Annotated in this window: 14 protein-coding genes; 10 read left to right on the top strand and 4 right to left on the bottom strand. The window is 37.1% G+C overall.

Annotation, left to right across the window (positions count from 1 at the left end; genetic code table 11):
* Nucleotides 1-21: 21 nt before the first annotated feature.
* The 4 genes from FIB07_00835 to rfbF form a co-directional block, all read right to left on the bottom strand.
* On the bottom strand, nt 22-204 hold the full coding sequence (locus tag FIB07_00835) for a hypothetical protein (GenBank protein NJD51395.1): 183 nt from the start codon (nt 202-204) through the stop codon (nt 22-24).
* 326 nt (nt 205-530) lie between these two features.
* Nucleotides 531-1,760, bottom strand: coding sequence for a class I SAM-dependent methyltransferase (locus tag FIB07_00830; protein ID NJD51394.1), 1,230 nt, complete (start codon nt 1,758-1,760; stop codon nt 531-533).
* A gap of 3 nt (nt 1,761-1,763) precedes the next feature.
* Nucleotides 1,764-2,816, bottom strand: coding sequence for an SDR family oxidoreductase (locus tag FIB07_00825; protein NJD51393.1), 1,053 nt, complete (start codon nt 2,814-2,816; stop codon nt 1,764-1,766).
* 4 nt (nt 2,817-2,820) lie between these two features.
* Nucleotides 2,821-3,591, bottom strand: a complete 771-nt coding sequence (rfbF, locus tag FIB07_00820; GenBank protein ID NJD51392.1) for a glucose-1-phosphate cytidylyltransferase — start codon at nt 3,589-3,591, stop codon at nt 2,821-2,823.
* A gap of 313 nt (nt 3,592-3,904) precedes the next feature.
* Here rfbF and FIB07_00815 point away from each other — a divergent pair, with 313 nt between their 5' ends.
* The 10 genes from FIB07_00815 to FIB07_00770 all read left to right on the top strand — a co-directional run bounded on the left by FIB07_00815 (nt 3,905) and on the right by FIB07_00770 (nt 13,143).
* A complete protein-coding gene (locus FIB07_00815; GenBank protein NJD51391.1) occupies nt 3,905-4,267 on the top strand; it encodes a hypothetical protein in 363 nt (120 codons plus the stop codon).
* A gap of 150 nt (nt 4,268-4,417) precedes the next feature.
* A complete protein-coding gene (locus FIB07_00810) occupies nt 4,418-5,023 on the top strand; it encodes a PEF-CTERM sorting domain-containing protein (protein NJD51390.1) in 606 nt (201 codons plus the stop codon).
* A gap of 127 nt (nt 5,024-5,150) precedes the next feature.
* Nucleotides 5,151-5,951 (top strand): hypothetical protein, encoded by an 801-nt coding sequence (locus FIB07_00805; protein ID NJD51389.1) that lies wholly within the window; start codon nt 5,151-5,153, stop codon nt 5,949-5,951.
* Between the two features lie 14 nt (nt 5,952-5,965).
* Complete coding sequence (locus tag FIB07_00800) at nt 5,966-6,673, top strand: PHP domain-containing protein (protein NJD51388.1); 708 nt, start codon at nt 5,966-5,968, stop codon at nt 6,671-6,673.
* Nucleotides 6,674-6,683: 10 nt separating this feature from the next.
* The gene (locus FIB07_00795; protein NJD51387.1) at nt 6,684-7,847 is read left to right on the top strand and encodes an ATP-grasp domain-containing protein; all 1,164 of its coding nucleotides are present in this window, start codon (nt 6,684-6,686) and stop codon (nt 7,845-7,847) included.
* Nucleotides 7,848-7,894: 47 nt separating this feature from the next.
* On the top strand, nt 7,895-8,974 hold the full coding sequence (locus FIB07_00790) for a hypothetical protein (GenBank protein NJD51386.1): 1,080 nt from the start codon (nt 7,895-7,897) through the stop codon (nt 8,972-8,974).
* A 46-nt stretch (nt 8,975-9,020) separates the two neighbouring features.
* Nucleotides 9,021-9,668 carry a hypothetical protein gene (locus FIB07_00785; GenBank protein ID NJD51385.1) on the top strand — a complete coding sequence of 216 codons (648 nt, stop codon included), beginning with the start codon at nt 9,021-9,023 and terminating at the stop codon, nt 9,666-9,668.
* Between the two features lie 4 nt (nt 9,669-9,672).
* Nucleotides 9,673-10,728 carry a DUF354 domain-containing protein gene (locus tag FIB07_00780; GenBank protein ID NJD51384.1) on the top strand — a complete coding sequence of 352 codons (1,056 nt, stop codon included), beginning with the start codon at nt 9,673-9,675 and terminating at the stop codon, nt 10,726-10,728.
* A 5-nt stretch (nt 10,729-10,733) separates the two neighbouring features.
* Nucleotides 10,734-11,624: a glycosyltransferase family 2 protein gene (locus FIB07_00775; GenBank protein NJD51383.1), complete on the top strand. Its 891-nt coding sequence runs from the start codon at nt 10,734-10,736 to the stop codon at nt 11,622-11,624.
* A 757-nt stretch (nt 11,625-12,381) separates the two neighbouring features.
* On the top strand, nt 12,382-13,143 hold the full coding sequence (locus FIB07_00770; protein NJD51382.1) for a hypothetical protein: 762 nt from the start codon (nt 12,382-12,384) through the stop codon (nt 13,141-13,143).
* Nucleotides 13,144-13,160: the final 17 nt, after the last annotated feature.

Raw genomic sequence — 13,160 nt, 5'->3', positions numbered from 1 at the left:
GATGAAATTAAAAAAGGTGGACTATGGCAATTTTTTAGATAAAACTGCATTACGCCAACAATCATATTCATTGTTAGAGAAAAATAGCCCCATGGACATCCTCATAGAACCCCTATATCTATATGAAAACCTTTTTGTTTTTTCCCTATCAACAATAATATCTCCAAAGTCCTTATCCCATATATCATTTGTTTCCTTAGCCACGTTCCTTCCTCCTATTCACTCCCTAAACCAAGATTTCGCACATCTGTGGGTTGTAACCATTTAGCGAAATTGCTTGATACAGTAGGCACAATTTTAATTAGGTACTGCTTGGTTTTTGCCATATCATCAACACCAATATATCTACTTGTGCCGTTACCTTACATGCCTTGTATATATAGGTTACTATATTACTATATTATACATCCAGATATATAAAGATAACAGGGTATGTTTCCACTGCATCAAGTGGAAAATTAACCACCCTATATCAATTTATTATAAAATCCCTGAAACTATTAAAGTTTTCTCTGCTTACTATTTATAAACTATGTGATTTTTGGATAGGGGATCGGAATGATAAATTTCCCACCCTTTTCCCTGTAAGCTGTCTGCTGCTTTAATATCTCATCTGCAAAATTCCATGCAAGAAGCAGGACATAATCCGGCATGTCCTGTACAAGCTTTTCCGGCGGTACAATCAGGAGATGGTTTCCACCCATATAGCGACCCTGTTTGAATTTGTTCAAGTCAATTATATAATCCAGTTGATCCTTCCCCAATCCGCAATAACTGAGGAATGTTGCAGCCTTTGCGGCTGCCCCATAAGCTACTATCCTGTTTCCTTTCTGTTTCAGATCATGTAAAAGCTCTACAAGGGAATCCTTCATTTCATGTGCTTTATCTGCAAAATCCAGGAAATAATCGATCTGGTCGACCCCTTTATTTGACTCTTCTTCCATCAGTGACCTTACAGACTCACTCACGTTTTCATGGTGTTCTACAAACAAACGCAATGATCCGCCGTAGGTAGGAATACGTTCAACTTCATTCAGGAAAAGACCATGCTTCCTGAAAAGGTTATCCAGTGCGGTAACTGAAAAATAGCACAGGTGCTGGTGATACACAGTGTCGAATTCGTGGTGATCAACAAGATCAGCCACATAATGAACCTCCATTACAGCAACGCCGGTATCCTTTAATAGCATTTTAAAGCCTTCAACAAAACCATTGAGATCTGGAACATGGGCAAGGACATTGTTGGCCAGGAAAACGTCTGCCATGCGGCCTTCGTTCTTAAGTTTGCCTGCCAGATCCCTGTCAAAGAACGTGCAAAGTGTCGGGATGCCTGCCTTCGTGGCAGCTTCTGCCGGGTCCTGGGCAGGATCGATGCCCAGCACAGGAATACCCATTTTGACAAAATTTTTCAGCATATAGCCATCATTACTTGCGGCTTCAATCACCAGGCTTGCAGAGTTCAGCTTTCTTGATCCGATTATTGCCTCTGCACTCTTCCTGAAATGCTCAAGTAATGCAGGCGATACGGAAGAGAAATAGGGATAATCCTTAACAAACAGGATTTCCGGGGATACGGATTCGGTTATTTGCACTAACCTGCATTCAGGGCAAAAAACAAGTTCCAGGGGAGCCGTTATTTCAGGTTTCCCCAATTTTTCTTTAGTGAGAAGACGGTCAGCAATAGGTGTCTGGCCATAATCCAATATTGATCTCAGCCGGGTATTTGCGCAGGAAAAACATGCGGGCTCTGGGCGATCCATTATTTAATTCTCCTGGTTTTTAGCATCTTTAACCCAGCGAAGGGTATCATCCAAAAGGCCGCTACTTAACAATTGCTTGATATGGTCTACACGGCGGTAGCGGGATCCTTCAAATTCTTCCTGGCGAAGGCCGATTTTCTTATAAGCTTCATACAATTCTTTTGCGCCCTGCCTGGCAGTCCAGCATGGTTTATATCCCGGAAGCGTTTCTGCTATTTTATTACATAACACACGATAATTACGCTTATCAGGTTCAGCCCCTGAGGAGTACTCTATTTTACTGCCAGGTACGGTTTCTGCAACAATTTGCGCCAGATCCCGTACGCGGTAATTTTCCTCTGTGCGGCCCACATTGAAAGCCTCATTGTGGACAAGTTCGATGGGGGCCTCCAGGGCAGACAGGAAAGCAAGCGACATATCCCGGATATGCACGATCGGACGCCATGCCAGGCCATCGCTTTTCAGAAAGACCTTTCCTGTGGTATATGCCCAGGCCAGCAGATTATTCAATACCAGGTCAAAACGCAGGCGCGGTGAGACCCCATATGCAGTACCGCTTCGCAGGAAAGTCGGGCTGAAACTACCATCTGCAAGTCCGGATACCTCCTGTTCAACACGAACTTTGGATGTGCCATATGGTGTAACCGGATTGAAAGCTGATTTTTCATCCAGCCAGTCCTGGCCGCCTGCACCATAGTTACTGCATGATGATGAAAAAATGAAACGTTTTACTCCGGCGTTTTTACCAAGTTTTGCCAGTCTCACTGATGCTTTATGATTGATCTCAAACGTCAGGTCGGGATTTAGATCCCCCAGGGGATCATTTGAAAGGCCGGCTAAGTGAATTATGGCCTCAAATCCTTTCAGGTCAGAAGACCGGATATCCCGTATGTCTTTTTCTATTTCAGGATAGTCTTCGGTTCTAACCATTTCCCCGAATGTTGAGCCTTTATACAGGTTCGAATCAAGCCCTGTAACATCATACCCTGCTTTTATTAACATGGGCATCATGACCGTGCCTACATAACCGTTATGTCCTGTCACTAATACTTTCATTTTCTCACTCCCATATTTTCCAGGGTGCTTTTCCGCTTTGCCATAATTTCTCCAGTATATATTTCTCACGTAATGTATCCATACATTGCCAGAAAGACGTGTGCTGATAGGCCATCAATTGCCCATCCCTTGCAAGTCCTTCCAGAGGTTCTTTCTCCCATACTATTTCATCGCCTGCGATATAATCAAAAACACCCGGCTCAAGTACAAAAAAAGCCCCGTTTATCCAGCCTTCACCCGTCTGGGGTTTTTCAGTGAATTCCGTTATCCTGTTATTATCAAATTTCAGGTGACCGTAACGCGCAGGAGGTCTTACGGCTGTCAGGGTGGCTAATTTTCCATGCGAGCGATGAAATGCCAGAAGTTTATAAAGATCAACATCAGATACTCCATCCCCCCAGGTTAACATAAATGTCTCATTGCCAAGATGCTGCGCAAGTCTTTTGATCCTGCCCCCTGTCTGGGTATTCGTCCCCGTGTCAACAAGTTTTACCTTCCAGTCGGGTTTGTAGCCACCATCCATCTCTATTTTGCCTGATTTAAGATCGATGGTCAGATCACTATTCAAAGAACAATAGTCCACCATGTATTTTTTTATTGCTTCACCTTTATATCCCAGGGCTATAACAAAATCTTTGAAACCATAGTGAGCGTAGTGCATCATAATATGCCACAGGATCGGTTTTCCTCCTATCTCGACCAGTGGCTTTGGCCTTATTTCTGTCTCTTCTGCTAAACGTGTGCCGTATCCCCCGGCAAGAATCGCTACTTTCATTAAAATCACACCTTGGAATTTTTATTTAATATCTCTTGTTCAATATACTATCGGTTCAAGTTATAGTTAAAGTAGTATTTATATGTGAATATCAATTACCTCATCATGGACTTGCAGTAGATTCGGATGTATAGCGTTCATACTATTGATTTTTGTTTCCGAATTTCAGTAAGTCAGATATCGGAAATTCTGGCGATCCAAAACATTCATGAGAATTAAAATACCCACGATAATCATTATAACAATATATATCATTGCAATAGATAATTATATGACCAGTAAAGTTGTGTCATGACAAGAGAGAACAAAATAAATGAAATGCGAACATGTAGATTGTGGAAATATTGAGAAGGTGTGGCTGCCGTATATTATACGAGAGCGCCCTATAGTTTTAAAATCCCACCCTTACTGCATCCATTGCGGAATGGTAAAAAATATAGGCCCTGATAGAGCTGTCGGTTCAGGTTATTTTATTAATGCACTATCTCAATTGGAAAAACACCTCAATCTCCCGGGTTCAAGTGTCAGGATGCGGCTTGTCGCCAAAGACCTTGAAAATATCGAGGATTTCGAAGATAATTATTCCATGACTAAATTCGCCCAGGAAAAAATATTTATCAATATAATTAAAAAATATTATAAACTGCCGGACGGTATTATCCGGAAATTTCTTTAGGCTCATCTGAATTGAACAAATGATAAGAGGATCGGCTGGTATAGCGAAAGCTTTTTAATCCACAACGTGGTGAAATGATGAGGTTATTTTAATGTTAAAATAACATAAAGAATTAATCATGGTAGTTAATAAGGGAGTAATGACCAAATTATGACCGTTATTAAAAAAGGAATAATATTGTTAATATCATTGTTTATCTTAATCGGCATATTAGTTATAAATGAAAGATACGGAACTGAAAAAAATGGAGCTAATACAATTCTGGATAACAATGTTCTTGAAAAATCAAATACAGAAAACCTCCAATTATCTAACTTGAGCTCTGCAGTATTCCAGGAAAATCCACAGCCGGAATCCATAAAATCAAATTTTTCCGGAGAGATACTAACCTGTACTAATAAAAGCGATATTGAACGTGTTATTGACGTAAGGCTAAGTAATTTCATTTCTGATAATGAATCCATTACTATTTATCCTTTGAATTTTACAATCAATTTGTTGCCTAAACAAATAAAAAGGATAGATCTCCATATTCCTTATGGGATTTCTACTTTTAAATTAGTATCCGGTAACGGGGGAGAACTCGAAATACAGTCTCCCCCCTGTGTTAATGGATATGAAGGTAGTGGCAGTAACACAGGTTTTAACACACAAACAACAACTAAAAAAGTTGATGAAATTCCGGAATTTCCATCAATAATGCTGCCGGTTATAGCCATAATGGCATTGCTTTTCATAATGAAGAAAAGGAAATAATTAGAAACTATTAAGACAAAATATTTAAAGAACTGTAGAGTAGCCAACAGTTGTCACCATATATTTTTCTTCTTGTTTGAGGCGCAATTGCATTTCTAAAATACTGGTTAAACATATGAAATAAGAGATGAGAAAATTGAATATAGATTTTACATTGGAAAAATACAAGACATTGTGTGAAACAATTTCAAATTCTTCATACACCACATTTACTTTTGAGCAATATTTTAATCAGGAAAAATCACCAAATAATTGCATCCTCCTGAGGCATGATGTAGACAGAAATATTTCTAATGCACATAAAATGGCCAGGATTGAACATGAATTAAATCTGGTTTCTACTTATTATTGCAGAACGACAGAAAAAGTATTTAAACCGGAATATTTCCGGGAAATAGCCGCTATGGGGCATGAGATCGGATATCACTATGAAACACTTGATAAAGCAAAAGGCGATATGGGGGAGGCAATTAAGATATTTGGTCAGGAACTGAACACATTCCGGGAATTTACCGATATAAGGACCGTATGTATGCATGGGAATCCGTTTTCTCCATGGTTGAATTCGAATATCTGGAATAAATATGATTTCAGGGATTTTGGAATCATTGGTGAACCATATCTATCCCTTGATTATAAAGATGTTATTTACCTTACAGATACTGGTCGTACCTGGGCGGATAAGAATATCAGGGTAAAAGATGTTATCAAGGATCATCAAAAAAATAATTTATTGGTTGGAAATATATCAACAACAGATGATATCATTAATTTGATAAAAGAAGAACGATATCCCCGGATATGTCTTCTGGCGCACCCGGACAGATGGCATGGCCGAATTATTGACTGGATTGGGGAATTGGTATTACAAAACCTGAAAAATATCGGGAAAGCAGGAATTATCCGGTACAGGAAAAATAAACATTAGTATGACAAAATGCTATGAAAAGGGTACCAACGATATATAATCTTGATTTACATGTGCATTCCAAATACTCACATGATTCAACTTTGCAGCCGGAAACAATTATCAAAATATCCAGGAAAAGGGGTCTTTCAGGGATAGCGATAACCGATCATAATACAATGGCTGGTGCAGAAAAGATGAGATCTCTTGCAGGCGATGATTTCATGGTCATCCCGGGGTCGGAAATATCGACTGATAAGGGGGATGTGATCGGATTGTTTTTAAATGAAAACATAACTTCAAGAAGATTTATAGATGTAATTGATATTATAAAAGATCAGGGAGGGATATCAATTTTACCGCATCCGTATAAAAATAAATTCGCAAATCCAGAGGACCTGGTCACGGATGTTGACATGGTAGAAGTAATGAATTCACGAATTTCAAAAAAATTGAATGAAAAAGCCAGCATTTTATCCAAAAAATTTGGAAAAAAAATAGCTGCGGGAAGCGATGCTCATACATCTTTTGAAATAGGACGCGTGCGTTTGGTCCTGACTGGCGAAAGAATATCCAATAATAGCGAAGACATCAGGAAATATCTGCTTGACGGAAAAGTAAACACATGGGGGAATACGTCTCCCTTTCACATCCGTATGTTAAGTGCAGGGATTGGTAAATATAATAAAGCCGGAATAACAGGTCTATTTAACGCCGGTTTGCGTAAGATCTTATTGAGGTGATTTAACTATAATGAGCGTACTTATAACAAATGCATCAAATGTTAAAGGTCTTGTAGTTACACAGAGCCTGGGTAAAAAAGGTGTAGAAATTACAACTACGGATTGTGAATATTTATCTGCGGCATTTTTTTCCAGGTATTCTAAACATCATTTCCTGTGTGCTCCTCCAGAAAGAACACAAACTGATTTCGTAAACTCCATTCAAAATCATATAAAAAGAAATAAAATCGATGTTTTAATGCCGATTAATAGCACGGAAACAAATCTTATTTCAAAATATAAAGAAAAATTTACGCCATTTACAAAAGTACCTTTTGAGGATTTCCCAAAAATGATGCAACTTCATAATAAAAATGAAGTTATGAGGCTCGCATCGGAACTTGATATACGTATTCCAGGAACGTATGAGATCGTTAATGCCGCAGACATAGAAAAATTCTCAAAAGAAATGGAATATCCGGTGGTGATCAAATTAAGAAACGCAACAAGCAGTGTCGGTATATCTTATGTATATTCCGCCTCTGAATTTGTTTCAAAATATAGGCAAACAATCCAGAAATTTAATCTTAAACCTTCGGAATATCCTATCGTGCAGGAGTATATACCCGGATCCGGATATGGTGTGTCAATGCTTTATAACCAGGGAGACATCAGAGCCTCATTCACCCATAAGAGATTGAGGGAATATCCTATAACGGGCGGACCAAGCACATTGCGGGTAAGTGTCAGGAACCAGGAGATGGAGACAGCTGCCAGGAAGATACTGGATCACGTTAACTGGCATGGGGTTGCAATGGTGGAATTTAAACTCGATGAGCGCACCAACAGGCCAGTCCTTATCGAGGTTAATCCGCGTTTCTGGGGATCTGTATACCAGGCGATTGCTGCAGGTGTTAATTTTCCATACCTCCTCTATGAAATGGCTTTATTCGGTGATGTTAAGCCGGTTTTTAATTATAAGGTCGGTGTTAAGACCCGTTTTTTGTTAAATGACTTCCGTGCTCTTATCAGCCATCTTAAAAATTCAAACCATCGCTTTGCAACGTTTAAGGAATTTTTTAAATTCTATGAAAAAGACCTTTATTATGATGCTTTTTCGATTAATGACGCATTACCTGCTATGATGTTCGCTTATAAGGGATTGAAGGACGTCCTTGGCAGCAGACATAAATAATATAAGGAAAAATAAATAAATATATCTCACACTGGTAAGGATAAAACATGAAACAAACATTAAACTACAATATTCATAACATATTAAAATTTCAAATTTTAATAGATAAAAAATTTAATTTATTTAACTATTTTAATATTGAGCATCGATTTTTTGAGGTCGATCATGTAGATAAACCGGATATTATCCTTAATATCGGTAAGTTTAAGCCGTCGAATGAAGATAGTTATATTGTTGATGGTAAATATTATATAAAAAACAATTATTTTTACTGTAAGGATTCGGAAGGTACAACGAAATGGGAAGTGGAGCTATCCGGATTCGAATCAGGAGACACGATAATAAACTTCGATATTAAGGTTCCCGGAATAAGGGGTTTTCTGCCCATCTTAAGTGCCCATAATCTTTTCCTGAGTTCTGTTATTGATTATAAATTATCAAGTAAAGGATATTTCTTAATCCATTCCGCAGGCCTTGGAAAAGATAATAAGGCATTTCTGCTGGCTGGGATGGGAGGAGCATTCAAAACAACCCTGGCAATGGATTTTATCCGGAAAGCAGGTTTTGATTTTTTCGGAGATGAAAGAGTAATATTTAATGACGGACAAATCCGGAGTTATCCGGTTGGCCTGATTTCATTTGATTACAGATGCAGCTATTTACCAACAGAAAATAAACGTAATTTTCTGGATAAAATAGGTTTGATAAAACATAATATCAATAATTACGACAATCTGGGGCGGCTTAAAGTAAATGTCCCTGAGAGGTCTGAATTAAAGGCACTGTTTTTTATCGTTAAAAAATCCGCAAGAAAATCAATGACTCTAAATGAATATGACCTGGAAAAAGCCGTTGATAAATTAATCGCAAATAATATGATGGAAATGAACCATGCTTATATGCCCAATCTCATGGGCATATCTTCAAATCCGTTTTTTGAATACATGCTGGCATATTCTTTTATTTTTCCGGAAAGTCAGATCGCTGCACACTGGATAAATATGAAAAACAGACTTATTGGTTTTTTAAAAGGCATACCCATATATGAGATGGAAATTCCAGGCGAGTATGATGATGTTGTATTTAAAGAAGTGAGTAGTAACATAAATTTGATTTTGAAAGAATAATGAATTATTGCTATGATATGAGTGCAAAGATTAAAGAAGGTATGAAATGGAAAAAAAAATCACAATTGCATTTCTTGGAGTAGACGGCACTGGAAAATCTACTCATGCGGAAAAAATAGGTTCATGGTTTAAGGAAAAGGAATTAAATTGCATAATTATCCCATTTCATAAATGGATGTTTGCAGATGTACTGAAAAGACGGGTCGGGAAGTATGTGGATAGCGGGAGAAATCGTGATTCTTTGAAGCCTTATACTCCCGCAAAATATTCGTTTTCAGCTTTACTTAAACCTCCCGTGGCTTTGCTTGATAACATCTTGATGTTCTACTACAGCAAATGGAAATATAGAGACTATGATATTATTATTTTTGATCGGTTTGTATGCGCGACTCTCATAAAATCAAAAGCCCTGAATTACCATGTAGAATGGTTGCGTCCTATCTGGAAAAATATTAGAACCGATATTGGCTTATTGCTTGATGCGCCTCTGGAAAAATCAATGGAAACAATAGATTACAGGGGTAATCATATATTATATAATTCAGACCAGCTTTCTTGTGAAAGAAAAGAATATCTGGAAATTGCCAAAGAAAACAGTTATCCCATATTCAACACATCCAAACCCTTTGAAATTGTTAATGAAGAAATTAAAAAATACTTAGAGGAAAAACTGTTCAATTCATCAAAGAGGTAACTCCATGCGAATTTTAATCGGGATCTCACATCCGAAGCAAGTATATATGTTTAAATACTTCATAAAGGCGATGAGTGCGAGGGATCACGAAGTCAGGGTAGTCCTGGTTGAAAAAGAAATCACAGGATACCTTCTTGAGAAATTTAATATTAAATATGATGTCATTGGAAAAAATCAACCGACATTATTTAAGAAAATATTAAATTTGATAATGTGGGAATATTATACACTTAGAATAGCCCTGGAATTTCGGCCGGATATTTTTATAGGACAGGCTTTGCCCCACTTTGCCCATGTCAGTGCTTTATTGAAGAAACCTTTTATCGTTTTTGAAGATACCGAACACGTTGAAAATTTACATAAAATAGTATTACCATTTACTTCAGCAATAGTCACATCGGATTGCTTTAAAAAAGACTTTGGCAGGAAACAAGTTCGATTCAATGGTTATTTTGAGCTGGCGTACCTTCATCCAGATCATTTCCGGCCGGATCCGTCAATATTATCTAAAATGAACCTGAGCAAGGGCGATGTTTTTTTCATATTTCGTTTTGTTTCGTGGAATGCTATCCATGATGTTGGCCAAAAAAGATTAAGTTTTGAAATGAAATTAAAATTAATAAAAGAACTGGAAAAATATGGTAAAGTATTTATTTCATCGGAAACAGCACTTCCGGAAGATTTTGAAGCCTATCGTATCAAAGTAGGACCGGAAATGCTGCATGACCTGCTTAGCTATGCGACACTGTATATCGGAGAAGGCGGTACAATGGCCAGCGAGGCTGCCGTACTTGGCACGCCGGCGATCTACATCAATAACCTGCGTACTGGATATATTGATGAACAAGAAAAAAAATATGGTCTGATCTTCAGTTTTTCAGAAGTTGAAAGATCATATGACAATATTCTTGGAACTGCAATTAAATTATTAGAGCAGGAAGACATAAAAGGTACCTGGGCGAAAAAAAGGGATAACATGTTAAAAGATAAAATTGATGTGTCAAAATTTATGATCGAGTTTGTCGAAAATTTCCCGGATAGTTTCTCAAATATCCTGTAAGAGTTATGAATTACATAATTATTACACCGGTTAAGAATGAAGAAAAAAGTTTAAAGGATTTAATCCGATCAATATTATCCCAATCAATCAAACCGGCATTATGGGTCATTGTAGACGATGGAAGCACTGATAAAACATCCGAGATAATACAAGATACCAGGAAAAATCATAGCTGGGTTGAAAGCATTTATTTAAATGAAGGATACAGGGATCTGACGATTCATATCTCTGAAGTTATAAAAAGAGGCTTTGACTTTGCACAAAGTTTTTGTAAAGAACATACCATGACATATGATTGTATTATGTTTCTTGATTCTGATATGTATACGCAAGACAACGATTTTTTTAAAAAACTCCTCGCCGTATTTGAAAAAGATGAGGATCTAGGAATTGCAAGTGGAAATATCCAATATATCGATGCCTCTGGTAATTTGCAGGATGCCCAAAGTCGATATGATACAATTTCAGGGGGTGAAATGATGTGCAGGAGAGCATGTATTGAGGAAATTGGCGGAGTTCCGGTATCTTATGCATGGGAAAGCGTTATGAGGGTGAAAGCAATGCTAAAAGAATGGAAAATTAAAAGATTTAATGATATAAAAATGATCCATTCAAGAGAAACAGGTAGCGCAGAAGGATTGAAAAAAGGTTATTATTTAAAAGGCACCTCTGAATATTACCTGGATATGAATCCATGTATTGTTGCTGCAAAAGGATTTAAGTATTGTTTCAAGAGACCGCATTATTTAGGATTTGCATATTTATTCGGATATATTAGCAGTTACATACATCGAAAAGAAAAAACAAATGACCCTGTAATCAGGGAATATTATTATTATCGAAAACCCAGGGAGATCTGGCAATATTATTTTAATAATAAGTCCAGAAGGACATGATATTATGGATTATAATTTTTCAAAACGCAGCTGGATTTTTCTATGGATTTGCCTGATTCTTATCAATGTTATTTTGAGATTCCCCGTAACGCCCCATGAAATCGGAAATGACTCGTTCCTGATCCACTTTATTTCAGATTCCATATCTGTATCCGGTCATGCAAAATGGTGGATCCATCCACTCTCAATAGTTGGTTTGTATCCTTTTTCTCAGGCAAGTGCCCTGCCTTTTTTTTTATCCGGAGTGTCACAATTAATATCTCTGGAAATGGAACAGGCAATTTGGGTTGCTCTGGTATCGTTAGGGATTTTTAGTTTATTTACATCATATTTAATGGCAGGAGTGATAAATAATGATAAAATATTCAAGTTTATTACAGCACTTATATATTCAACATCACCGGGAATATTGTATCTGACAACATGGAGCGCCTCAGGAAGGGGTTTTTTCCTGGTGATGTTACCATTATTTATTTATTTCCTGATCAAATATCGCTTTTCTAAATTAAAATATGTTTTATTTACTATTCTATTATTTATATTGCTTTTTGCGACACATAATCTCTTTTTACTCGTTATTCCTATTGTACTAAGTTTTTTCTTTGCTGTATTAATTCGCAATATTCAATTCAAATCATCGGTTTTTTTCGGATCTATAGTACTATTAGCATTATTCATATTTTTATTTATGGAGCTTTCCATCCAGGAAACTACTCTGGATAAATTAATTCTCAATTATTCCAGATATGTCGGGATAATGGGTTTTTTCGCAATAGGAGGTTTCATTTCTCTTCTGTTTAAAAAAAATAGAACCTTTGAAGAAAGTTTTATCATATTGGTTTTATTATTTTTCACGCCTCTTTTTGGAATCGTGATGTATGCCAAATATTTCATGTTACCTCTGGAAGCATTGCTGGCAAGCTATGGAGTTGTGAACCTGATCAGGATATCCCAAAACAGGAAAACTGCATATTATATTATGTTAATCTTTATTATAATTTCTATGGGAGTTTCAGAGTATTATCAATTTGGCAGGTCTAATATTGAAGGTCAAAGTAAATCAAATGCATATTGGGCAGAAGAAAGTACCATTAATGCTGCTCAATGGACCAAATCATTTACGAACAAATTGGTATATACTGACGATGGGGTACTTAACCGCAGAGTGCTTGCTTATTCGGGAATAACTATGTTCAGTGAAGGCCCTGTAGTATATCCTGTTCAAGGTTATCTGGGAGATTTCAATGTGTCAATGAGGTCTCCATTCTCGAGTCTTTTTTATTTAGATGGCCCTTACAATTTGGAAAACCAAACCGGAATGACCACATGGATGTGGTATAAATTAAATTCAGAGGGTTTAGATGGCAGGTGGGGCAATCTTGCTCAAAATTTCAATATTAATTATTACATAAAGAATGAGAGAGCTATTTCTGTATTTTTGGGATCAAGAATCGATGAGGTTGACAAGGTATTTGATAATGGGAATATCAGTATATGGAATCTTAGAAATTTATTTTGATCCATAATGATTCAAAT

Origin of the sequence: Candidatus Methanoperedens sp., from assembly GCA_012026795.1 — an archaeon.
Classification (GTDB): Archaea; Halobacteriota; Methanosarcinia; order Methanosarcinales; family Methanoperedenaceae; genus Methanoperedens.
This window is presented reverse-complemented; position numbering and strand designations above follow the sequence as displayed.